Raw genomic sequence first — 24,284 nt, 5'->3', positions numbered from 1 at the left:
TGTAAACGCTTCCGAAAATAGAATTTTGTTGGGCTTATATGGTAAAATGTTAGGTAGGAGGTTCAGCTTTGTTAGTCTTTTCTGAATACCAAACCGACACCATTGATCTATCCCTTGATTTTTACGGCTACGAAGATTGCCCCAAGAACTACGAATTCGGACCTAGCGTCCGTGACAATTTTGTTCTACATTTTATCACCAAGGGAAAAGGTGTCTTTCACATCAATAAAAATGAAATCCACTTAGAAGCTGGAGATCTCTTCCTCCTCCCTAAAAATATGGTGACCTACTACCGGGCAGATGCTGAAGATCCTTGGTCCTACTACTGGATTGGCATCAGTGGCACCAAGGTAAGTGATTTCATGCGCTTTTCAACCATACATGCCAAAGGTTTTCTAAAGAAAACAGAGGTGGACACAGAGCGGATCGGGCTGTTTATGGAGCAGCTTGTCCACAAGGCAGAGGACTCTAAGATGACCTCGCACTACCAACTCCACCTTCTCTCTCAGATCTATGAACTGCTATTTCTTATCAGTGAAGTGGCACCCGATATCCATCGGAGCCACCCATCTCCAACCTATCAACTCTACCTGACTTGCAAGCATGTGATTGAGACGCATTACGCTAAAGAACATCTCAGTATTCAAGAGATCGCTGATGACCTCAATGTCCATCGCTCCTACCTAACAACTGTTTTTAAGGAGTTTCACCAGATCTCTCCCAAGGAATTCTTGCACTCGGTCCGCATGCAACGTGCTCAGCAGTTACTGACCAATACAGACGAAAGCATCAAGATCGTGGCTTACTCGGTTGGCTTTTCAGATCCCCTCTATTTTTCAAAGGCCTTTAAGGCCTATAGCCACCTGACTCCTAGCCAATATCGCAGCAAACATAAAATTTAGTAAATATTTATTTCTTTTTACTAGTATTTAGAGTATACTGGAACTAGTAAGCAATAAAGGATGAACTATGGCAACGATTAAAGACATTGCAGAAAAAGCAGGCGTTTCTCAGGCAACGGTCTCTCGCGTCCTCAACCAAGATGTGACCTTATCGGTTGGTGAAGACACGCGCAGTCGGATTCTTCGCATCGCTGAGGACCTGCATTACCAAAAGAAAAGCCGCAAAACAGCGCCTCAACCAGTCGAAGATTCTCATAAAATCGTCATCTTTGAATGGTACACGCGCGAAGAAGAATTAGAGGACCTCTACTACTATGCCATTCGCATGGGCTTGGAGAAACAAGCCCAGGAATTAGGCTATGAGATCTTTCGTATCTTTAACAAGGACGATTGGTCTTTGATTCAGGAGGCAGACGGCATTATTGCTCTTGGAAAATTCAGTCCAAAGACCATTCAAGATCTAGAAAGCTACGGCAAACCCCTGATCTTTGTCGATAGCAATACCCTCTATCTAGGGCATTCTTGCGTGACGACAGATTTAGAAGATTCTGTTATCACCGCTCTCGAGCATTTCCTTGAGCATCATCACAAGGAGATCGGACTCTTGGTTGGTCAAGAAGAGACAGCAGATGCAACACCGCTTCAGATGGATCCTCGTCAACGAGTCTTTCAACAGTTTCTCACGGAAAAAGGGCTTTATGAGGAGCGCTTTGTCGCTGTCGGTCAGTTCTCAACTGAGTCAGGCTATCAGATGATGGAGCAGCTGATTCAAGCACTGGGCGACGACTTGCCAACTGCCTTTTTCATGGCCAGTGATGCCATAGCTGTTGGGGCCCTTCGGTCCCTTCAGGAGCACCAAATCGCTGTGCCCGATCGCGTCAGTCTCATTTCCTTCAATGATACTTCCATCGCTAAGTATGTTTTTCCTGCCCTCTCTACTGTGACCGTCTACACAGAAGAAATGGGCAAGCAAGCCATTCAGCTGTTGCGGCAGACCTTTCAGGGGGCTCAACCAAGTGTTCCCTGCATGGTCAAATTAGCCACCAAACTGACGATTCGAGACAGCAGTCGCTAGGAGGTCTTAGTCTTATGAAAACACACGAAATCCTCTTTCAAACCCTTTCTCAGGCAGATGATTACGTCAACGGGGAACAGTTGGCAAAAGAATTAGGTGTTTCTCGCACCTCCATCTGGAAGGCTATTCAGCGCCTGGAAAAAGATGGGGTCGTCATCGAATCCCTAAAAAAGAAGGGTTATAGACTGGTCTCAGGCGATATTTTGCTTCCTGAAGTCATTGCCAGCAATACCCAGTTGACCGTTACTTTGAATGAAGAATGTCATTCTACCCAATTGGACGCAAAATTAGGCATGGAAGCCCATAAAGAGGGCAGGGCTCTCTACCTGGCCAAGTCCCAATCTGCTGGAAAGGGCCGCTTTGGTCGCGACTACTACTCTCCCGATCAAGGCGGCATCTATATGTCTCTTCATCAAAAGCCCCAACTCCCACCTGCGGAGCTCCCCCCTTATACCCTCATGGTCGCAGGAGCCATCTATAAGGCTATTAAAAATCTGACCCTGATCGATGTCGATATCAAATGGGTCAATGATATTTACTATCGCCATAAAAAAATTGGAGGAATCCTAACCGAAGCTATCACATCCATCGAGACCGGCCTTGTCACGGATGTCATTATCGGAGTCGGTCTCAATTTGGCTATCTCTACTTTTCCAGATGAGCTAGAAAGCAAGGCTGGTTCCTTATTTGAAGGCCCTTGTCCCATCACCCGCAATGACCTCATCAGCGAGATTTGGAGGGAATTTCTTCATACGGATATCGATGAACTGGTCTACCTCTACAAAGAGCGCTCCCTGGTCTTAGGACGAACTGTCACCTTTGAGCAGAACCAGCATACCTATCAGGGCCTCGCCAAAGACATCTCCGATACCGGCCAACTCTTGGTCCAGTTAGAAAATCAAGAAGAAATCTGGCTCAATAGTGGCGAAATTTCCCTCAAGCAGTGGAATCTATAAAACAGAGCTCACAACTCACAAAAGAGTCTGGGACAAAACACTGTCTCAGACTCTTTTGTGTGAAGATACATCAAAACTTTTTAAACCAATTCTTGATATACTCTAAGCATATATCCAGTAAGAATTTGATAAATAATAATACAATTCCAATCTTCACAAACATGTAATATTTAAATGTGTCATCAAATGAATGCACACGGATCGGAAAGGTGAAGATATTAGACGGATTGATAAGAAAATATAGTGAGATACAAATAGATAAAACCAACGCCACTATAAAAATTTTTTTATGTATTTGCATTTTTTACCTTCCTTTTAAATGTCAGCTTTTTATAATACGATGTATATATAAAGTGCGATGATAAGGCTAATTAAGAGGATCAATAAGATGGAAATAATTATTTTTTTCATTGTTTGTACCAATAATTTTGTATTACTATTCCGTAACCGTTAGAGGCAAATACAGCATTTATAACGCCTAATTGTACGGATAACCGTCTTTAATCTATTTATAATAAGTCATATAATTTAAGGATAGCACTTCCGAATCCTAGAGAAGCTAGAATTAATAATGTGATATTGCGGAATGTGAAAGTAATATTTCTTAGTAATAGTATTAAGATTAGAAATACTATTGGATATATTATGTATTTAAGCCCACGCATTTCTTTTTTTCCTCTTTGCGATTTTTTGGTTAATAATGTTATTCAGAATTTGCGATTATCTCCATTCTAACCTAAACAACATAATCTTCATATCGTCGGACTAAACCCTCGCTTTAGCAGCCTTTATGATCGTCTTTTGAATAACCTTGATACCATGCGTTTTATTGTGGGGAGGTTTACTTTATTTTCTCCTGAAATTGAGTTTTTGCTCATCCTTGTTTTACTTCCGGCGAGAGATAATAAATTTATCAATGAATAGTAAGTGATATAATGCAAGTACAAATCCCCAGAAACTACCACGAAGAGAGAATTCTTGATGATTAAGAGGAAGCAAATCATGATTTCCTATATAGATGCATGTCAAAATCACAAATAGAATCCAAAATAAATCAGTCCATTTATATTTTGAAAAATATTTATTTAACATAATAACACCTTCTTTCTTTGCTACAATAACATTATACGATAAAATGTAAGCGAATACAAAAGAAAAGGAGAAAAGCTCATGAAAACTACTAAATTTTTTGCAGTTGTTGCTTCTGCAGGTATCTTAACTTTTAGTCTCGCTTCGCCGTCTCTTGCCTTTGCGCAAAGTGTAGCACACTCACCAAAATCTCATGATGCAAGACTCCAGACTAAGCGACTTGTTCTTGAAGAAAGTAATGAAAGAAGAGTTAGAAAGGTAGTTATAAATAAAATAAGTTTTTTCATAGCAGTTCTCCTTTATTTTTTGTATGATTATATCAGAATGTTTTTAAAAAGAAAGGGTTTTCTATGGAAAATGATGTGTTTTTTGATTATTTTTTAAGATCACTTAGGTTTCATTTTCGTGATAGGTGTAAGGATATTGGATTTATAGAGTTTTTTAAAGATGAAAATAATTGTTTTATTACTATAGAGGATTATGTTTTGGAATCATTTGTAATATTGTCAAATATTTTGAGTAAGGATAGGATTGTGTTTTCTTGTGGAATTATTTATAGTAAGGGGGAAGTTATTGGAGTAGAAGTATGTATGAATGTATTAGAGTTAGAAAGATTAAATAATTTGTACAAGATATAGTTTTGAAGAATATTAAAAAATATAATGGAAACTGTCTATGTAGGATGTGTGGAGTTTATAGCATCCTTTCTTGTTTTAATTCAGGAGAGTAGTAACGGTTTTTCCTTTTTTGACGAACTCTATTCCGTAACAATCAATCAATTTAATCATGTACCTAAGATTAGAATTGTTTATCCCAAATTTATTTGAAAGCTGCTCTAAGCTATATCCTTGTTTTCTAAGTTCATAGATCTGAACTTTATCTTTTTAAGTCAATTTCATAATAAAAACACCCCAAAAGTTAGATTTTTTTTGTCTAACTTTTGGGGTGCAGTTCATGTCTCAGACTCTTTTGTTTGAAGAGTTATCAATAATCTTTAAAACATTTCTTGATATACTCTAAGCATACATCTAGTAAGAATTTGATAAATAATAATACAATTCCAATCTTTACAAACATGTAATATTTAAATGTTATTTCATCAAATTCACTCACAAGAATCGGAAAGGTGAGAATTTTAGACGGACTGATAAGAAAATAAAGTGAGATACAAATGGATAAAACCAGCGCTACTATAAAAATTTTTTTATGTATTTGCATTTTTTACCTTTTCCTTTCTTGTTTTACAACATTAATTACCAATCACCAATTTTATATAGCCTGATTAATTCTTTCATTACCCTTTCTAACAGGCTATTTTATAGTTCTTACACCTTCATCATATACAAATTTCAAAATAATACAAGTCTGTTTTTCTAATTATTTTCATGATATAATAATAAAGTTTGCATATTAAACAAATCCGATCCTTTCATACTCTACCAAACACCATCCCCCTATTATCCCCCCACTTGTGGTATGATGGTAGAGTATGTTTAGGTGCTAGCAACCCTGCTCGAGCACCTCCGTGCTAAAAGGAGAACGAATATGAAAATCGCATGGAATGAAATGAAATACCAACCCAAGAAGTTTATCCTGATTGAACTCCTCATTACCATCCTCATGTTTATGGTGGTATTCTTGTCCGGTCTGACAAATGGACTGGGCCGGTCGGTATCGGCCCAAATCGATAACTATGGGTCGCTGCACTACATCCTTTCGACGGATTCAGAAGGGATTATCCCCTTTTCAACTATTAAGGTGAAGGATTTAGATGAGGTCCAAAAGATAGAGGGGATGGACTATTCGGGCTTGTCCATCCAGCGAGCAACCGTCTCAAAAACAGAGGATTCCAACACTCTGGATATCACCTACTTCGCGACCGATCACAATGAAGAAGAAATCCTCAATCCAATCATGGAAGATACAGACCTCAAGATCTCCGACTTAAAGAAAAACGAGGTCATTTTGGACAGTTCTTTCAAAGAGGATGAGGGAATCCAAGTCGGCGATCGCGTGATCGATAAAACCTCTAAGCAAAAACTCAAGGTCGTGGCCTTCGCGAAAAATGCCAAATACGGCTACAGCGAGATTGGCTTTATCAGCTCGGAAACCTACACAGGCATGCGACAAAAGACAGATCCAAGCTATCAATGGCAAGCCCAAACCCTTGTGACCAAGAAAAGTATCACTTCTAACGATCTAACCAGCAACTTAATGGTGGCGGATAAGAAGCAGGTGATTGATAAAATCCCTGGCTACAAGGCTCAAAACCTGACGCTAAGGATGATCACTTGGGTTCTCTTACTCGCTTCTTCTGCTATCCTTGGGGTCTTCTTCTATATCCTCACCCTGCAGAAGTTGAAACAGTTCGGCGTCTTGAAGGCCATTGGCATGTCCATGAGCCAGATTACCTATGTCCAACTATCCCAGCTCACCATCATCTCCCTCATCGGAGTACTGCTGGGGCTTGGCTTGGCAACTATGATGGCGCCATTTTTACCCAATAGCGTCCCTTCCTTTATGACCCTGAAGGACAATCTCACCATCTCGGTTAGCTTTATCCTGACCTCTATCTTGTGTGGTGCCTTGTCCCTTGTCAAAATCAAAAAAGTAGATCCAATCGAAGTCATTGGTGGAAATGGAGAATAAGATGGCCATTATCGAATTAGAAAATATCAGAAAATCCTACGCCGATGGTAGCCAGATGCACCATGTCCTCAACCAGCTTAATTTAAGCGTCGAACCCAACGAATTCGTCGCCATCTTGGGCCCTTCAGGATCTGGTAAGTCCACTCTTTTGGCCATTGCTGGCTTGCTTTTGTCAGCGGATGAGGGGCGGATTCGCATCGCTGGCCAAGACTTGACCGGTCTCAACCAAGGCCAGTGGACACAAAAACGGCTGGAATTACTCGGCTTTATCTTTCAAGATCACCAGCTCCTCTCCTATATGAAAATCGGTGACCAATTAGAACTGGTGGCCAAATTAAAAGGGGAAAAGGACAAGAAAAAACGCCAAGAGGAAGTCAAAGCCTTACTGGCAGATCTTGGCATCGAAGCTTGTTACCACCAGTATCCGAATCAGATGTCCGGTGGACAAAAACAACGGGCAGCCATCGCTCGCGCCTTCATCGGAAATCCACAGGTCATCTTAGCCGATGAACCAACCGCTAGCCTAGACCCAGATCGAGGGCAAGAAATCGCCCAATTGATCCAAAAAGAAGTCAAATCCAAAAACAAGAGCGCCATCATGGTCACCCATGACCGCTCCATCCTGACCTATGTGGATACCATTTATGAATTAAAACACGGCCAATTGCATAAGGTAGAAAAGGTTGATTAAATACAAAAAGAGGCTGGGACAAAAGTCCTAGCCTCTCAATTGTCTTTGCATTGTCGAGCAAGACGCAGTGGTTGAGTGGGCTCTACTACGCTGATTTCATCAGCTTTTACAGCCCTACTCAACTGTGCGGAGGTGGGACGACGAAATCGAATTCTAACGAATTACCGATTTCTGCCCCACTCTCTTTTTTTTATTCTTGTGGCTCCTTGGGCAGCTCCATACGGAAGCGCAAGCCCATAGCTGTTTTATCAAATTGGTAGGCCAGTTCTTCATGGTCTAGCAAGTGTTGGACCACGAAGAGTCCCAGACCTCCTTCCTTCTTCTGACGGCTAGCGGTCATTGGCAGCTCGGCGGTCTCTACCATTTCCTGGCTGGCATTTTCAATCGCCAAGTGCGTCCCTTCCTCTTCGAGACGGAGCTGGATCTCTCCACCCGCATCCGAATGCTTAACGGCATTACTGATGACATTTGAGAGAACCAATTTCAGAATCGCTGGGTCCATATAGACGGCTTTGTCAGGGATCTGATTGTCAATCGTGAGCGCGCGGGATTGAGCCAAGACCTTGTACTGGTCGAGGATCTGCTCTACGACCTGATCCAGCTGGATCCACTCCTTGTTACCGGCCAATTCTTGGACAGAGGACAGGGACAGGATTTCTAGGACGATCTGGTTCATCTCATCGACGATATCGAGGGAGACCGACAGGTAGCGGTCCCGATCCTTGTAGCGGCCAATCTTATCCCGCATATTTTCTAGGATAATCTTCAAGCTGGCTAGCGGCGTCTTGAGCTCATGCGAGGCCCCCCGTAGGAATTCGACCTTCATCTGCTCCAACTTCAGATTTTCCTGTTTCTGCTGCTCTAGATTGTCGATCACTTCTAGGAGATGGTGATAGAGGTCGTTGATCTGTTGCTTGAGGACGCCGATCTCATCCTGCGAATGAATGGGAAGACTGGCCGTCCGATCCAGTCGCTTCATCCGCTTGGTCATCTGCTTGATCTCAAGGATCGGAGCAGAAATCAGGCGGGCATAGAGATAGGAGGCAATCAGTGACAGAACAAAGGAAGCGAGGAGACTATAGGGAAGAAAGCCCAGACTGATGTCCCGCGCTTCCTTTTGGGAATCGACAGTTGCTAAGAATTGCAAGGTCAAGTCCTTCCCCTCTTTAGTCTGGATCTTTCGCTCCTCAATGACCAGGGAATTGTTCTGGCTATCCGGGTTCAGGAGCAAGTCATCCTTGACCTCTAGGGCATTTTGTTTTTCCTTGCCCTTGATCGAGACCTTGATATCATTGGTCTTAGAATAAAGGTCAATGACCGACTCAATGGTCCCTTCTTCCTGGCCTTGAAAACTTTTGGCCAAGGCCTGTGATTTCTTCAAAATCGTCTGGCGCTGAGACTCGATATAGGTCGATGGGAAAATAAAGTAAACCGAAGCGTGTAGAAGGATGACTAAGCCACTAAAAAGGGCAAAGGTGATCAGAAAGATCTTTGCAAAGATACTCCGTTTGGTCATGGTCTCTCCAATTTATAGCCGACATTGCGCACCGTAACGATACAGTCCAGCTCTAGTTTTTTTCGTAGTTCCTTGATATAGACATCGATCACCCGGTCAAAAGGAATCTCCTCTGTCTCCTTCCAGACGGCATCGAGGATCTGAGAGCGGGTCCGGGCCTTACCCTCATGCTGGAGCAAGTATTCCAAGATTTCCAACTCCTTGGCATTCATGGAGATGGCTTGCCCAGCTAGACTGGCTGTGTAGCTCTCAAAATCCACCCGTGCCTCTCCATAGGTGAAGATCCGTGAAGGCTGGAGCTTTTTAAAAATAGCTTCGATACGGACCTTCAAGAGGGACAAGGAAAAGGGTTTTTCCAGGTAGCCATCTGCCAACTCTCCAAAGGCTGTCAACTTATAGTCCTCATCATGGAAGGCCGTCAGCATGAGGACAGGGACTGAGCTGGTCTTCCGGATGGTCTTGAGCACTTCCAAGCCATTGAGGATAGGGAGCTGGATATCCAGCAAGACCAGATCTGGCGCCTCTCTGTGAAAGAGGTCCAGGGCCTCCTGCCCATCACCAGCTTCAAAGACCTCATAGCCACATTCCATGAGATAGTCGCTCATCCCTTCGCGAATCAGGACTTCATCTTCTACGATTAGTATCTTCATACACTTTCCTTTTATCTAAGAAACTTCTTCTACCTCCTATTATACCCTATTTCTATTTTAGGAAACAATCTCTTATTCGACATCCACCAAGAGATCTTTTGGTTTCTTATGCAAGAGCCATTGAGAAGAAAGGATGGATACGAGAATCAAGAGGAGGCCGCCAACCAAGACAATCACCAACAATTGGCTCGGTTGGATGTCCATATGGAGGTCTGTTAGGGTCTTACTGAAGCTTTCTGCCTCAGCTCCACCACCAAGGTTGGCTGCAGAGGATTCTTGAGCCATTTGTTTGGCAATGCCACTGGTTACGTTCTTGAGTACCGTATCTCCGACTGTTTTGGCAAGAAGTCCTGCAACTCCATAGGAGAGGAGGAAGGCGGGGATGGAAATCATGACCAATTCTGCCACGAATTGCCCTGCAATCTGCACCTTGGAGAGTCCCAGAGCTAGCAAGATACCCACTTCTCTGCGACGGGCATTGAGCCACAAGACGAGGAGAAGGGTGAGAAGCAAGCTAGCAAAGATGAGGCTGCCGATAAACAAATAGTCCGCCACTTGGAACATGCTGCTGATGGATTTTTGCAAGGCCGGGTAGTTGGACGAGCTCTTAACCAAGTCAAAGTAATTCCATGGGATATCCAAGGCTTTGATTTTTTCGATCAAGGCATCCAGGTCCTGATCCCCTTTGGCAAAGAAGGTCGCATCTTCATAGGTAGCTGTTTGAACAGTATTGCCATAGAGTTTGGCCGCTGTATCCAAGTCAGAGATCAGCGTATCTTCATACAATTCTTGGGCGTAAGTTAGAGGAGCTTGGTTTTTTCCTGAGAACAGACCCTTGATGGTCACTTCGACGGTTTCATTGGCCCCTTTTTCATTGTCAGCATCATATAGGTTGGACTTGAGGCGCACCTTATCGCCTACCTTGAGGCCATTCTTTTTCGCCAAATCTTCGTGCATGAGGATTTGGTTTTTGTCTTTATCCGTCAAATGCTCCCCTTGGACCAGCTTATAGGCTCCAGATACAAACTTATCTTCTTTTGAAGAGTCATTGACCCCTGTCACCATCAAGGTATTCTTGAAGTGCTTAGCCCGTTCTGGAGATTGATTTTGCAGGGTTTCTTCGGTCTCAATGATCTCGTGGTCTAGGATATCTGCGATGGCATTGATCCGCCTGATGGAGGAGGTGATCCCCTCTACCTGGCTGATTTTTTCGATATCTTCTCCTCTGAGATTCCCAGCTCCCCGTGGGGTTCCTGGATTGGTCCTGCGGTTGATCTGCATGGAGAAGCTATTGGTAATGGATCCCAGGCTTTCCGATGAAGCTTTTTGGGTCGCTCCCTTCATGGAGAGTCCGATCAAGCTCAAGGTCCCCATGAGGAGAATGATGGCAAAGAGCAAGAGAGACTTGGGCCATTTACGTGTGATATAAGCAAAAGCATTTCGCAACATAGCATTCCCTCCTTACTTGCTCTTCTCGACAAGGCTACGGCGACTCAATTCCAAGACCACATCGGAGGCCTCCGCCACTTCCTTACTGTGGGTGACGACGATGACACATTTTTGGCGTTCCTTGGCCAACTTCTTCAAAATGGCAATGATGTCACCGGCTGTCTGTTCGTCAAGGTTTCCTGTTGGCTCATCTGCCAAGATGACAGGTGCTTCTGAAACGAGCGCACGCGCAATGGCCACCCGCTGTTGCTGCCCTCCGGATAGTTGCAGGACATTGCGTTTGATTTGCGTTTCGTCCAATCCCAACTCCAAGAGAATGTCTTTCCCAGCTTGTTTGTTGACCAGGCGGACATTTTCCAGTGGCGTCAAATAATCAATCAGATTGTAATTCTGAAAGACCAGGGAGACATGGTGCTTGCGGTGGTAGCTAGACCCTTTGGTCTGGATGTCCTCCCCATCAAAGAGAACCTGCCCCTTCTTGGGATTGTCCAGACCAGCCAAGAGGGAGAGGAGGGTCGATTTCCCTGCTCCAGACTGACCGATAATGCTGTAAAATGTCCCATTTGCGAACTGATAGTTCACGTCTGAGAAGATCTCTTCTTGGTAGCTTTGGTAGCTATAGGATACATGTTTGAGTTCTAACATAGGTGTTATTTCTCCTTAACTCATTTTTGTTAATATTTCTTTTGGACTCTTGCGCCAGATCATGCTGGTCGTTACACCGAGTGACAGAAGGATCAAGCACAAGAGGCTAGCATAGGCGATTCCTAAGGAAAGGCCTTGAGGGATTTGGTTGAGTAATTCTAGGGTCTGCTGTTGACCGGTCTGTCCGACAAACTGCTCTAAGAAACGATGGCTGACCATCCGCCCGATGAGAAAGGCTGGGATCACCGCTAGTAAGGATACCAGCACCACTTCCAAGAGGAACTGTCTAAAGATCCGGCCCTTGCTCTTCCCAATGGATAAGAGGACGCCGATTTCATGGATCCGCTCCCGTGTCCAGAGACTCAGTAAGAGCGATAGAGCTCCGGCTCCCGTCACCAGGAGGACGATCATCATGATCCGTACCAGGCCTTCCAGGGTCTGAGAGGATTCTTTCATCTGGTCAAAGGCCTTGCGATCTTCGACCACGCGTAGCGATTGCCAGTCCAGATCCAAGCTTTTAACTTGCTTCAAGAGGGCATCGATTTTCTCAGGATCTTTGACGCCAAAGGTGACCTGGGTCACTTCTTGCTGACTGAGACCAAGGAGCTTGGTCGCATCCTCATAAGGGAGGTAGACTTGATTCTCACTCAGATCAGAGGTCATTCCTGTGAATTTTTCCTGTTTCTTACCTGAAAAGATCCCAACGATTTTAAAGGTTTGCTCTTTGGCAGGAGTCTCTCCCATCTGAAAGCTGGATAAGGTCAAGGAATCTCCGACCTTTAGCTTGTTCTTCTTAGCCAACTCTTGATGGATCAAGATCTGGCCGCGATCCTTGTCGGATAAGTGCTTGCCTTGCACCAGTTGGAAACTACCACTGCGGAAATCCAGGTGCTGGCCTGTCTTCTGGGTAAAGACAGCGCCAAGCGCTTGCTTGGCTTCCTGCCCCAGATCATCCCGCTCTACCGACTGCTGTCCCGTCACCGCTTCTTTTCCAAGAATGCGAACGGGACTTTCATATTGGGGAACCATGGATCCTATCCCAGAAAGCTGCTGCACCTTTTCAGCTTCCTTCAGTGCAAAGGGAGTAGCCCCCTGCTTACTGGTCAGGGCAAAGCTGGTCCCAGCCGACTGCTTGATATGGTCCTCCAGTCTCTCTCCCACTTGCATCAGTGAAAAACAGAAATACAAGCAAGAGAGGATCAAGAGGAGAATCAGAAAGAGAACCAGATTCCTCGTTCTTTTCCGAGAAATATAGGCGATTGCCTGTTGTAAGAGCATGAACTCACCCTCCATTTCAAGGTCCACGATAATACAATGTGGACGCTTTCATCATTTGTTATAGTTATTATAGAAAAGAAATGTGAAATGTTTATGAAATAGAAAAAGTTTCCTAGATTTTCTAGGAAACTTTATTCGATTTAAATAATATCAGTAAAACATACGTCCCACTTGCTTGACTTTATTTTTCAAAGATTCCTCCTTCTTGGATCCTTGCAAAGATCTGATCGGTCAGTCGGACATTCAAGAAGCTCCAAAGAGCGAAACCACCAAAGGTAAAGAGATAAATAGCAGTCAGCAACCGTTCAGGACTACTAAGACTGATATAAACTACTGCCAGATTGAAGAAGATAAGAAAGATGGTTTGAATAGGATTTAAGAGAGCAATGAGGAAACTATTCAAACAGACCTTTCTTGTAGGGTCTTCAAAGAGGCCAATATAAGGGAAGATCAAGGTCATCCCTCCACATAGAAGGACGATAAAGGGAAGCAAGATCCAAATCCCATACTCACTTAAGAAGGCCGTATTTGAAAAAAGACAGTAATCCAAATAAAGAAGGGATGATAAGCCTAGGCAAGTCAGCCAAATCACCGTCGCTTGCTTGAAATTAGCGCGAAAGAGACGGAAAAAATGAAAGACGAGATCCGTATCTTCCCCTTTCAACAAGCGGTGCCACATGGTTGCTAAAGCGGTAAGCGATGCACCGATCGTGAAAATTGGAAGGCAGCAAACGATAAACAAGGTGTTCAAGATAATGATGTCTGTCAACCGGGTCAAGGTCTTGACCAAGCGTCCATCCAATGAAAATAATTTTTGCATCTTCTTCTCCTTGTTCTTCATCTCAATTTCTGCTACTTCCTCCAAGGAAGCACTCAGGGGCTTTAGGCCCCTGAGTTACTTACTTGAATCCATTTAGACTCCTGTTACTTCACTTCTTTTTGGTAACGATCATAGGCATCCTGTTGAATCTTCATAAAGTCATCAATGCCCATCTTCTTCAAGGTTGCTTTGTAATCGTCCCAATCCTTTTCGACGCCCCCTTCGACTACCCATTTAGAAGCTTGTTGGGTAACATAGGAGTTGATATCGACATAAATAGAGGACAATTTGTTCAATTCTTCTTGAGAGTAGATGACATTTGGATATGCTGGCAAAGCGTACTGTTTCAATTCTTTGTCCATCTTCAATTTGAGGCCATCACCTTGCGTTTGGTCGATGTCGACATGACTATTGATATCATCTGACACATATTTTGGTCCAAAGTCACGAAGGGAATTGATCCAAGCCCATTCATCGGCAGATTTACCATCTTTTGGAGCCAAAACCTTGTACTTGTCACCATCTTTTTCAGTCGCAATGCCAAAGGATCCATAGAAGTTTTGAATGCTGGCATCATCCGTGTAGAATTTATCCAACCATTTGAGCAATTTTGCAGGGTCCTTGCACTTATTCGTGATCAAGATTTCATTGCGTCCATAGTTCAAATGATCTGGGTCAGAAATGACATATTGTTTGCCATCAGGGCCTTTCAATGCTGGAAGAGGAGCATATTCGCTGGCATGTTGGCCGAAGGTTGCATCTGCTGTCCAACCACTTGATACACCGACACGTGCCACTCCCTTGTCCATCCGTTTGGCAACAGACATGGAGGTATCTTCTGTAAAGAGTTCAGGGTCGATCAAGCCTTTCTTGTAGGCTTCATGCATCGCCGCTATTCCTTGTTTATAACTTTCTTCCGTCCGGAGGTAGACCGGTTTGCCATCTTTGACGGACATTTCATAGGTATTATCTCCACCCAGACGGTTGTTGAATGGCAAGATATAAGAGAAGGTCGGATCAAAGTTACCAGAGCCAAATGGAATTTCATCATTGACATCGCCATTGCCATTAGCATCCTTGTCCTTGAAGGCTTGTAAAACAGTCACCAATTCATCATAGGTTTCCGGCATCTTCAAGCCAAGGTTGTCCAACCATTTCTTATTAATAAAGAGCTGGTTGCCGACGATTGGCCGCATTGGCAATTTCTTAGGTAGGCTGTAAATATGACCATCTGGGTTGGTCACCATGGCTTTTAATTTCGGTTCTTTTTCAAAGGCCTTGTTCAAGTTTGGCATATTATCCTTGATCAAATCTTCCAATGGAATGAACATATTTTGGTTCTGAGCGATTTCAGAATCCGTGAAGGCATTGGATCCCAAGAAAGCGTCTGGTAAATCTCCACTGGCAACAAGAACAGATTTCTTATCAGACCAGTCTGCAGCTACCATGGTATCCCATTTGATCTTGATACCTGATTCCTTGGCTGAATCATCTAGAAAACCTTTGTGATAGTCTTCCCCCCAATCCGACCAACGAACGGTCGTGATTTTGAAGGTGTTTCCATCATTCTTGTCATTGCTTGATTTATTTGTGGAAGCTCCACAAGCCGTCAATCCAGCTAAAGCAGCTGCTCCCAGGAGCAGATAGGCAAATTTCCTGTTTTTCATGATCTTCTCCTATTCTTTCAAGGCCCCTATCATGACACCTTGATTAAAGTATTTTTGGACGAATGGATACAGCATCATAATCGGTGCTGTTGAGATAACGATGGCTGCATATTTCATCATATCAGCCTTAATACGGAGGTCAGAAGCTACCTCCCCTGTTGCTTGCGATTGCAACATTTGATTACTAATTAAGAGACGGCGCAGGATCAGTTGCAGGGGTTGAAGATTTTCATTGGTCAAATAAATCAGAGCATTGAACCAAGAATTCCAGATCCCTACTGCTGTCCAAAGTCCAATAACGGCAATAATAGCCTTGGACAAGGGGAGCACGATCTTTCTGAAGTAATGAATGGTTCCGCACCCATCGATCTGGGCAGCTTCCCACATCCCTTCTGGAATACTATTGTTAAAGAAAGTCCGAGCTACAACAATATTGTAAGGAGATACTGCAAACGGTACAACCATTACCCAGAAGGTGTCGACCAATCCCAATTGTTTCACTGTCAAATAAATGGGAATCAAGCCCCCAGAGACAAACATGGGAACGATAAAGAAGACACTGACCCATTTCTTAGCAAAGAGGTCCTTTCGCGACAAGGCGTAACCAGCTGGGATATTAATGACCAGGGCAACGATGGTCCCAACAACCGTGTAGAGGATAGTGTTGAGATAGCTCTTTAGAAACAAAGGCTGTTCAATCAAGCGTTGATAGCCATCTAGTCGCCATTCCCTCGGGATAAACCAAACCTTACCAGTTGCCACATCAGACGGATTACTAAAGGAGGCAATGATAACAAACCACAAAGGGTAGACAATCAAGAGAATCAAGCAAATCGCTAGACCATAGATAAAAACATCAAAGAGAATTTCTGACTTGGTCTTTCTCGCATGTTGAAACAATTTCACAATTTCTCCTCCTTTCTAGAACAATCCTGTCTTGGTATAGCGTTTCGCAAACCAGTTGACCGACAGTAAGATGATCAAGTTGACCAAGGTATTAAAGAGACCGATCGCTGTCGAATAACTATATTGGAAATTAATCATCCCCACTTTGTAGACATAGGTCGAAATGATTTCACTTCCTGCCAGATTAAGTGGATTTTGCAAGAGCAAGACCTTTTCAAAACCAACACTGAGTAGGCTTCCTGCTCTGAGAATCAAGAGAATCATCGCCGTTGGTAACAGTAAGGGTAAGTCAATATGACGGATCTTTTGCAATCGACTCGCCCCGTCCATAGTCGCCGCCTCATAAAAGGTCGGATCAATGGCCGATAGAGCGGCTAGATAGATGATACTATCCCAACCGATATGTTGCCAAACATCGCTCCAGACATAGACACCTGCAAAGCTACCCGGTTTGGATAAGAGGGCAGGCATCTTTAAGCCGACCAATTTGAGGACATTGGCTAACAGTCCACTACTTGGAGAGAGAAAGAGAATAATCATCCCACACATGACCATGGTCGAGATAAAATGAGGCAAATAAGTTGTTACTTGAAAGATTTTTTTGAACTTGCCCACACGAATCTGGTTGCAAATAATAGCTAGAACAATCGGCAATGGAAAACCAACCAGAATACTGTAAATAGAAATTTTCAAGGTATTCTTCATGGTTGTCGCAAATTGGAAGGATGAGAAGAACTGGTTAAAATACTTGAGACCAGCCCAAGGACTTCCAAATATCCCAGTAGCGGGAGAGTAATCTTTAAAAGCGATGACTAGACCCGCCATAGGGATATAGGCAAATAAAATTAATAAAATAATCGATGGCAGGAGCAGCACATATAAAGGAATATTTTTCTTCAATTTGCTCTGCTTCGCATTCACTTCGCTTTTCATAAGGCCCTCCTTTTCTTTCTCCTTTATTTTATAGGAATCTTTTCCATCTTTATAGAACTTTTTCGTGCATCTTCATTCACTTTTCCGTTTTCTCCACACAAAAACATGCACTATCCCGATTTTTTTTACTTTACTATCGGTTTTGTTCATGAATCCGTTTTCAAATAGTGCTATAATATATGTGAGGTGCTCATTATGAAAGCTATTCACAGAAGTACACGAGATCACTCGATTCAATTTTTTTCGCGCCTACTCTTTCTCCTCTTAGTCGTCAATACCTTGATCAACCTTTTGATTGGTGGGATTAGCCGAAATTTTATTAAACACCAAAATATGCTCCATTTAGAGGACTCGATTCATATCTATGCAGATTCCTTAAACACAGAGCTTCACTCCGTCGAGCGTTTTATGTACAGTACCATTAGTCACAATGACTATTTGACAGAGCTCAATAGCCCACTTGATTTCACGGATTTTCATGAAAATCTAAAAAAACTGCGAATTGATTTCACGGAGTTTCAGTACCAGATGGATAGCCCCATCACCTTTTTCATAGAGACAAGAGATATCCCCCATTTTTTCAATGCCTCCAGTCTTCAACTGCCCTACCTGGACTATGTACAATTGAAAGATCATCTTAAAACCTATGACAAAGAAACAGACAAGACCAATCAAAAATGGCAACGAATCAGCCTGAACCAGCATGATTATCTCTTAAAATCCCTCCATTACAAGGGCAAGGCTATCTATGCTATCATTTCTACCCAGGATATTTTAAAACCCTTGCAAAAGCTCAATATCGGGAAAAAAGGGCGCTTATCCATCGAACGCCCCAACCAGATCCATGCTACAGATTCCGTCATTCAAGCCGGTAGCAATCAAACCCACCTGCCTTTTGATCTGTATGTGACAGTTGATTACGGAGACGTTTTCCGTACAAATATCGTACTGGAAACCCTTCTTTCTTTGGTTCCTTTGATCATCGCCGTTCTCTCTACCATTCTGATCCTTTATATTCGTCAACGGATGATCCAACCGATCAAACGACTCACCCAACGCCTTTCTCAGCTAGACGCTGCTTCCACCAAGCTAGATGTGATCGAAGACCAAGGGATCTTAGAGATCGATCAAGCCAATCACAAGCTCAATCAGGTCCTGATCCATATGAAAGACCTTCAAATTCGAGCCTACCACGCGCAACTCAATCTCAAAAAAGTTGAACTCAATTACCTCAAAAATCAAATCCGACCCCATTTTTATCTCAACATGCTTTCCATGATTCACAGCATGCTCCAGACCAAGGACTATAAGGAAATCGAGGAATTGACCAAGGTGACTTCCAACTACTTGCGTCACCTCTTTCAAGCCAATCAAGATTTCAATCGCTTAGCAGATGAAATCCAACATATCCGAAATTACCTAGAAATCCAGAAAATCCGCTATGGGGACAGCATCCACTTTGATCTGGACTGGGATCCTGGTCTGAAAGATGCGGCTATTCCCCCTCTGCTGTTACAAACCTTTGTGGAAAATGCCATCAAACACGGCTTTTCTTTCCAAGATTCCTTCCACATCCAGCTTTCTATTCATGAAGAAGCAAACCAACACCTTGCCATTTGCCTTCAGGATAATGGTCCTGGTTTTAGCTCCGCTATCTTACAAGATCTAGCAGAGAAAAAATCCTTAGTCACAGAAGATGGCCACCACATTGGTTTGACCAATGCACGGGAACGACTAGATCTCCTCTATCCAGATCACTACATGCTTCAATTTTCAAATGGAACCCAGGGAGGGGCACGCATCCAACTGAGCCTTCCTTATGAACCCTACAAAGGAGACACACATGAATATCCTACTCGTTGACGATGATCGTTTTATCATTAAAGCCCTACAGGAAACCATCCATTGGGAAGCCTTGGGCATTGAGCAGGTATATACTGCCTCCAGTCTGAGCCAAGCCCAAGCCATCATTCAAAGTCACCCGATTGCCCTCATGATCAGTGATATCGAGATGCCACAAGGCAGTGGGTTAGATCTCCTAGCCTGGGTCCGGTCAGAAAAATATGACATTCAAACGATCTTCCTCACCAATTATGCTGATTTCAATTATGCCCAAAAAGCCATTGAACTCCAAAGTTTTGAATACTACCTCAAACCGATTGACCCCGACCGCTTAGAATTTATCATTCAAAAAGCCCTCAATAAGATCAAGCGCCACAAGAGTGCGACCCAATTAGCCCAGCAAGGGCAAAAAGAAGCTGAGTTTTGGCATGACTACTTGCGAAAACCGCGTCCATCTCAAGCAGAACAGCTCCTTCAAGAAGTAACAAAACTAGGCTATAGCCCCAAACCACATGAAGACTACCTCTTAGTCCTCATCACTCTCCACTTAGTTGAAGAAGACTTTCACCCCAGCGTCCCTTCTTGGCGCTTGCAGCTCCGCCATTGTATCAAGGAGCTCTCCCTGGATTTCCCTATCCACTACTGCGCCCTCAGTAAAATCGAAAGCCAGACCGATCGCTACCTCTGCCTCTTCAAAAAGAATCAGACTACAGAGTGTGCAGACTTCTTAAAAGCTATCCAGCAGAAGATCCAGCAAGACTTAGACCGATCCTCTATCCTTCTCTATTCAGACGCTATTTCCCTTGAGACGCTCTTGATGAAGGCTCTGCAACTCTGCCAATACAGTGAGGAACAAGTCTTCCATTGGGACAGTATCCAATCCTATGCTTCTTTGGCTCCACAACCTCAAAAGCCTGCTCATCGGACATCGCTCACTTTTACAAATCAGCTAGAGACAGAACAGCTCCTCCAAATCATCCATAGCTTAGAGAATCAAGATCGCATCCCGCTCTCAGCTCTGAGTGAACTCCAGCTAGACTGGACCCAGCAAATTGGGATTTATCTGGACAAGAACGGCATTCTCGCCCACAAGTTATTTCAAAACAAACACCATCAATTTCTCTTCGAACGGCGGTTTCATGCTATCGAAGCTTTTGAAGCCTATATTGGGGATTACTGGAGCTCTGCTCGCCATTATGTGATTGATCTAGAACACCAATCTAATCTCATCCAGCGGATCACCGACTACATCGACCACCATTACAAGGAGGATATCAGTCGCACCAAGCTGGCAGAGATGGTATTTCTTAGTCCAGATCATCTAGCACGGGTGTTTAAGCGCGATACCGGCGAAACCCTGGTGAAATACATCACTGATAAACGGATGGCCGCCGCAAAAGAGATGCTATCGCAAAGCGATACCCCTATTTACCAAGTTGCCCTCCAGGTGGGCTATGACAACTACTCCTACTTTACAAAGGCTTTTAAACAGAAGGTCGGCCTCTCCCCAGGAGATTACCGCAAGCAATGCCAAGAAGCCTTTTAAACAAGAAAAAAACCTTTGAAAAAGGATTTCTTTTCAAAGGTTTTATTTTCTTTTCTTTCTGATTTCTTTTTCAATGGCACTAGCAATTTTCTCCACCATATAGGCCGTCTGGAGATTGCGTAAGATCAAGAGGGCCCAAAAACATGCAAAGAGCATTTGACCCGCCATGGTCGCTTCATTGAAAAAATAAGTCTCCATAGCAGTAAAGACTGCTATCACTGCAAATTGTTTTCTATTCATAAAATTATTTTACCATGATTCAGTAAAAAATTCATGTATTAATCGTCTTGCAAAGTGATTTTATCGGATAAAAAGTGAAATTCCTCAGGAATGACACTTTCCTCTTCTTCTACCACTTCCGCTTTTTGCCCACGCGCCTTAGCCGAAAACTCTGCCCGGATTTGGGTCCATTCTTCCATCGAAACCGCTAAAATCTCTGGCGAGAAGCCAGCAGCATTGCTGAGGATATTTCCAAACATGGTATTGAGGTTGTCCCGCTTCATAGTCTGTTCAGCATTAAAGGCAGACTCAAAGGCTAAAATAGCGTGATTTTCATTGGCAGCGACCGGCTGAGATCCGATTAAGAGGGCCTTATCCGCACCTGCCAAGCTCTCGATGATTTCCCCCCAAGCGTTCTGAAGACGGATCAAGTTGGTCCGTGCCAACTCTGGGTTTTCAACCGCCTCTTGTAAAATGGCATTGACCTTGTTTCGATCTGCACGGTAGCCCTTGCTCGACTTGGTTGGACGAGTTACTGCCGGTTTTGAAGCAGGAAGACTACTACCTGATTGCGCTAACTGTTGCTTGAGTTGAGCGACTTCCTTCTTCAAGTCTTCCAGCTGAGCTAGCACATTGGAAGGAACCTCCACAGCTGCTGAGTTAGAAACTTGGTCCGTACTTTCAGCCAATTTAATGGTCATCATTTCAGTGTAAATGCGCGGTTGCAGACTATTTTTGATATCCGCTAGACTGGTTGTCGCCTGGTCAATCAGGGCAAAAAGACGGGCTTGATCGGCTTCAAGATTCGCTGCAAACAAGTCACTATTGTGGGTATTTTCTCCACCTGTCTGAACAATCAAGAGATCTCTCAAATATTGAAGTAAGTCCGTGACGAAACGGGCCATATTCTTACCGTTATCAAAGATAATCGCCAGCTGATCCAGCGCCGCTGTCGCATCATGAGCCAGGATGGCAGCCACGTACTGATCGAGCGCAGCTAGACTGATGGAACCGGTGATTTCTTCGGCGATCGCTGTCGTCAATTCACTACCCGCAGTCAGACTCAGGGCTTGGTCCAAAATGGACAAGGCATCCCGCATCCCACCTTCAGCGCGTCGAGCGATGATCTGCACAGCATCTGCTTCATAGGCAATCCCTTCTGTAGCTAGGATGCTTTCCAAATGGTGAACGATATCCGGCAGTTTGATGGATTTGAATTCAAAGCGTTGCACCCGTGACAGAATGGTCGCAGGAATCTTGTGTAACTCCGTTGTTGCAAGGATAAAGACCACATTCTCTGTCGGCTCTTCCAGCGTCTTCAACAAGGCATTAAAGGCCCCTGTTGAGAGCATATGGACCTCATCGATAATGTAGACCTTGTGCTTGGCTAGACTTGGAGCATAGGTCGACTTGTCGCGAATATCGCGAATTTCATCGACCCCATTGTTGGAGGCTGCATCGATCTCAATGACATCTTCTAGGCTCCCATTGGTAATGGATTCACAGATATAGCAGTCGTTACAAGGCTCCCCATTGACTTGATTAGGACAGTTCATAGCCTTAGCAAAGATCTTGGCCACACTGGTTTTCCCAGTACCACGAGGACCCGAAAAGAGATAGGCATGGCTGATCTTCTCCTGCTCCACTGCCTGTCTCAACGTCCGTGCCACCACTTGCTGGCCGACCAATTGGCCAAAGGTCTGGCTACGGTATTTCCGATATAAAGCTTGATACATTAGTTCTTAACTCCAAACATCTTAAAGTCCCAGTTTGTCTTATCGATCAAGATAGCGACAAACTTTTCCAAATACTCCTGATCCAGCTGATCATAGTCAGAGACACACTCCGAATCCAGATCTAAAACTCCAAGGAGCTGACCGTCCTTGACCATAGGCACCACAATCTCACTCATAGCCCGACTATCACAGGAAATATAGTTGGCATGCTGGCGCACATCATCGACAATAATGGTTTTCTGCTCTTGAGCTGCTTCTCCACAGACACCCTTTCCAAGAGCGATATGAACACAAGAAACACCTCCCTGAAAAGGTCCCAAGATCAATTCCGTTTGATCATACAAATAAAAACCTGCAAAGACCGAACGAGGCAGGGCTTGATTTAAAAGAGCACTGGCATTGGAAAGATTAGCCAAGGCATTGGTTTCTCCCATTAAGAGAGCATCTAATTGAGCCAGCAAGAGCTGGTATTGTGATTCTTTTTCCGAATGTTTCATACCTTTCATTATACCAAATCTTTGCTCAAAAATTAAGCTTCAAACAACGAAAGAAAAGAGAGTGGGACAGAAATCGATAATTCGTTAGAATTCGATTTCGTCGTCCCATCTCCGCAAAGTTGAGTAGGGCTGTAAAAGCTGATGAAATCAGCGTAGTAGAGCCCACTCAACCACTGCGTCTTGCTCGACAATCCAAAAATAATTGAGAGGCTAGGACTTTTGTCCCAGCCTCTGGAATATAGATAAAGTTATCTTAAAAACTTTCCTTAGGTGAGGACGGACGTCAGCGAACTTCAAAGAAGTTCCATGACTAATTATTGAGCCTAAGGTCTCAATAATTCCGAGTGCTAGAAACAATCGTGTTTCTAGCACTTTTCTCACGGCGGAAAGTTTCAATATATTCTTGATTCATTTTAAAAATGAAATCTCAGTTTTATTTCTTTGCAGAATCATTTAACTCATTCTTCTAAAAATGATTTTATCTATTCATGTCTCCGATTGAAGTGAAAGACCTCAAAATACTGAATGGCGCGATAGATTAAAAAGATAGTCAAGATGATGGACACCAGCCAAATGGTCTCTAACCCATAAAACTGGATCAAATAGGTCGAAAAAATGGCCCCAAAGACGAAACTCCCGATCAAGCAGGTCATAAAGATGGCTTCCCAGAGGAATTTCTTCTCCTTTTCTCTGACAAAATTCCCATAAGCCACCATGGTTTTCTTGAGATTTCCCGTCATGAAGGAATGATTATAGGCGTAGCCATCCACTTCTCCAAAAGAAGTCGCAACGATTCCTAAACTCAAGCCAAAAAAAGGCACGATGAAGACATTTTTTACCGATGCTGGCAAAAATCCTGTCACCAAGGTTGTGAGGATAAAGGGTACCAAGGTACTGAGACGCCAGACTGAATTGTCAATCAAGCGACGCAAAACCGTCATCAAAAAGATTCCCAGCATAAAGGCCAACATGGTCGCTAACTTTACTTCTACATCTGAGATCTGCTGGCCAATCAAACCAACCGATAGAAAGACCACATTTCCCGTCTGGCCTGCCGCCAAGGTCCCACCCCGACAAATAAAAGTATAAGCATCTGAAAAACCAGCACACATGGTCAATAAACAAGCGAACGCCTTGGTCCGCGAATGAAACTCCCTTTTCATTTCCACTCTCCCTAGGAAAAAGAGGGAGTGGTACAGAATGTTAAAAACCATTTCT

The 24,284-nt window shown here is 43.7% G+C and carries 22 protein-coding genes and 1 pseudogene; 8 read left to right on the top strand and 15 right to left on the bottom strand.

Translation table 11 applies throughout. The features are described from left to right. Nucleotides 1-68 precede the first annotated feature (68 nt). The 3 genes from O3646_RS01305 to birA all read left to right on the top strand — a co-directional run bounded on the left by O3646_RS01305 (nucleotide 69) and on the right by birA (nucleotide 2,933). Entirely contained in the window at nucleotides 69-902 is an 834-nt protein-coding gene (locus tag O3646_RS01305; RefSeq protein ID WP_371610411.1) for an AraC family ligand binding domain-containing protein, read from the top strand. A 67-nt stretch (nucleotides 903-969) separates the two neighbouring features. Further along, a complete protein-coding gene (locus tag O3646_RS01300) occupies nucleotides 970-1,977 on the top strand; it encodes a LacI family DNA-binding transcriptional regulator (protein WP_371610410.1) in 1,008 nt (335 codons plus the stop codon). Between the two features lie 14 nt (nucleotides 1,978-1,991). Further along, entirely contained in the window at nucleotides 1,992-2,933 is a 942-nt protein-coding gene (gene birA / locus O3646_RS01295) for a bifunctional biotin--[acetyl-CoA-carboxylase] ligase/biotin operon repressor BirA (RefSeq protein WP_371610409.1), read from the top strand. 885 nt (nucleotides 2,934-3,818) lie between these two features. Here birA and O3646_RS01290 read toward each other — a convergent pair. After that, the gene (locus O3646_RS01290) at nucleotides 3,819-4,025 is read right to left on the bottom strand and encodes a hypothetical protein (RefSeq protein ID WP_371610408.1); all 207 of its coding nucleotides are present in this window, start codon (nucleotides 4,023-4,025) and stop codon (nucleotides 3,819-3,821) included. Between the two features lie 78 nt (nucleotides 4,026-4,103). Here O3646_RS01290 and O3646_RS01285 point away from each other — a divergent pair, with 78 nt between their 5' ends. After that, a complete protein-coding gene (locus O3646_RS01285; RefSeq protein ID WP_371610407.1) occupies nucleotides 4,104-4,406 on the top strand; it encodes a hypothetical protein in 303 nt (100 codons plus the stop codon). Nucleotides 4,407-4,727: 321 nt separating this feature from the next. Here O3646_RS01285 and O3646_RS01280 read toward each other — a convergent pair. Next, nucleotides 4,728-4,891 (bottom strand): annotated as a pseudogene (locus O3646_RS01280) (IS3 family transposase); the annotation flags it as partial. Between the two features lie 676 nt (nucleotides 4,892-5,567). Between O3646_RS01280 and O3646_RS01275 the strand changes: the two are divergent. Both O3646_RS01275 and O3646_RS01270 read left to right on the top strand, forming a co-directional pair. Then, nucleotides 5,568-6,671, top strand: coding sequence for an ABC transporter permease (locus O3646_RS01275; RefSeq protein ID WP_371610406.1), 1,104 nt, complete (start codon nucleotides 5,568-5,570; stop codon nucleotides 6,669-6,671). A 1-nt stretch (nucleotide 6,672) separates the two neighbouring features. Next, complete coding sequence (locus tag O3646_RS01270) at nucleotides 6,673-7,362, top strand: ABC transporter ATP-binding protein (protein ID WP_070675743.1); 690 nt, start codon at nucleotides 6,673-6,675, stop codon at nucleotides 7,360-7,362. A gap of 190 nt (nucleotides 7,363-7,552) precedes the next feature. On the opposite strand, the gene O3646_RS01265 is transcribed toward O3646_RS01270, so the two are convergent. The 9 genes from O3646_RS01265 to O3646_RS01225 form a co-directional block, all read right to left on the bottom strand. Further along, nucleotides 7,553-8,878 (bottom strand): HAMP domain-containing sensor histidine kinase, encoded by a 1,326-nt coding sequence (locus O3646_RS01265; RefSeq protein ID WP_070466193.1) that lies wholly within the window; start codon nucleotides 8,876-8,878, stop codon nucleotides 7,553-7,555. Next, nucleotides 8,875-9,528 (bottom strand): response regulator transcription factor, encoded by a 654-nt coding sequence (locus tag O3646_RS01260; protein WP_070466194.1) that lies wholly within the window; start codon nucleotides 9,526-9,528, stop codon nucleotides 8,875-8,877. The genes O3646_RS01265 and O3646_RS01260 overlap by 4 nt, the downstream gene beginning before the upstream one ends. 72 nt (nucleotides 9,529-9,600) lie before the next feature. Beyond that, nucleotides 9,601-10,977: an ABC transporter permease gene (locus O3646_RS01255; protein WP_247923393.1), complete on the bottom strand. Its 1,377-nt coding sequence runs from the start codon at nucleotides 10,975-10,977 to the stop codon at nucleotides 9,601-9,603. Nucleotides 10,978-10,989: 12 nt separating this feature from the next. Continuing rightward, entirely contained in the window at nucleotides 10,990-11,622 is a 633-nt protein-coding gene (locus tag O3646_RS01250) for an ABC transporter ATP-binding protein (protein WP_247923394.1), read from the bottom strand. Between the two features lie 15 nt (nucleotides 11,623-11,637). Beyond that, on the bottom strand, nucleotides 11,638-12,900 hold the full coding sequence (locus O3646_RS01245; protein WP_070675749.1) for an ABC transporter permease: 1,263 nt from the start codon (nucleotides 12,898-12,900) through the stop codon (nucleotides 11,638-11,640). Nucleotides 12,901-13,081: 181 nt separating this feature from the next. Beyond that, a complete protein-coding gene (locus O3646_RS01240) occupies nucleotides 13,082-13,720 on the bottom strand; it encodes a YesL family protein (protein ID WP_371610405.1) in 639 nt (212 codons plus the stop codon). Nucleotides 13,721-13,824: 104 nt separating this feature from the next. Further along, nucleotides 13,825-15,387, bottom strand: a complete 1,563-nt coding sequence (locus O3646_RS01235; RefSeq protein WP_031575601.1) for an extracellular solute-binding protein — start codon at nucleotides 15,385-15,387, stop codon at nucleotides 13,825-13,827. A gap of 9 nt (nucleotides 15,388-15,396) precedes the next feature. Next, nucleotides 15,397-16,293, bottom strand: a complete 897-nt coding sequence (locus O3646_RS01230; RefSeq protein WP_049475288.1) for a carbohydrate ABC transporter permease — start codon at nucleotides 16,291-16,293, stop codon at nucleotides 15,397-15,399. A gap of 15 nt (nucleotides 16,294-16,308) precedes the next feature. After that, complete coding sequence (locus O3646_RS01225; protein WP_024055802.1) at nucleotides 16,309-17,226, bottom strand: sugar ABC transporter permease; 918 nt, start codon at nucleotides 17,224-17,226, stop codon at nucleotides 16,309-16,311. A 195-nt stretch (nucleotides 17,227-17,421) separates the two neighbouring features. On the opposite strand from O3646_RS01225, the gene O3646_RS01220 reads away from it, so the two are divergent. Further along, on the top strand, nucleotides 17,422-19,089 hold the full coding sequence (locus tag O3646_RS01220) for a sensor histidine kinase (protein ID WP_371610404.1): 1,668 nt from the start codon (nucleotides 17,422-17,424) through the stop codon (nucleotides 19,087-19,089). Then, a complete protein-coding gene (locus O3646_RS01215; RefSeq protein ID WP_371610403.1) occupies nucleotides 19,070-20,614 on the top strand; it encodes a helix-turn-helix domain-containing protein in 1,545 nt (514 codons plus the stop codon). Before O3646_RS01220 ends, O3646_RS01215 begins: the two co-directional genes overlap by 20 nt. 42 nt (nucleotides 20,615-20,656) lie before the next feature. On the opposite strand, the gene O3646_RS01210 is transcribed toward O3646_RS01215, so the two are convergent. The 4 genes from O3646_RS01210 to O3646_RS01195 form a co-directional block, all read right to left on the bottom strand. Then, on the bottom strand, nucleotides 20,657-20,854 hold the full coding sequence (locus O3646_RS01210; RefSeq protein WP_003002577.1) for a DUF3272 family protein: 198 nt from the start codon (nucleotides 20,852-20,854) through the stop codon (nucleotides 20,657-20,659). A 38-nt stretch (nucleotides 20,855-20,892) separates the two neighbouring features. Then, nucleotides 20,893-22,569: a DNA polymerase III subunit gamma/tau gene (gene dnaX, locus O3646_RS01205; protein WP_287316250.1), complete on the bottom strand. Its 1,677-nt coding sequence runs from the start codon at nucleotides 22,567-22,569 to the stop codon at nucleotides 20,893-20,895. Continuing rightward, entirely contained in the window at nucleotides 22,569-23,066 is a 498-nt protein-coding gene (locus tag O3646_RS01200; RefSeq protein ID WP_247923400.1) for a GAF domain-containing protein, read from the bottom strand. Before O3646_RS01200 ends, dnaX begins: the two co-directional genes overlap by 1 nt. Before the next feature lie 482 nt (nucleotides 23,067-23,548). Then, on the bottom strand, nucleotides 23,549-24,229 hold the full coding sequence (locus tag O3646_RS01195) for a YoaK family protein (protein ID WP_070588872.1): 681 nt from the start codon (nucleotides 24,227-24,229) through the stop codon (nucleotides 23,549-23,551). Nucleotides 24,230-24,284: the final 55 nt, after the last annotated feature.

It is taken from the genome of Streptococcus sp. 27098_8_148 (assembly GCF_041432105.1).
In the GTDB taxonomy this organism is placed as follows: domain Bacteria; phylum Bacillota; class Bacilli; order Lactobacillales; family Streptococcaceae; genus Streptococcus; species Streptococcus parasanguinis_AE.
This window is presented reverse-complemented; position numbering and strand designations above follow the sequence as displayed.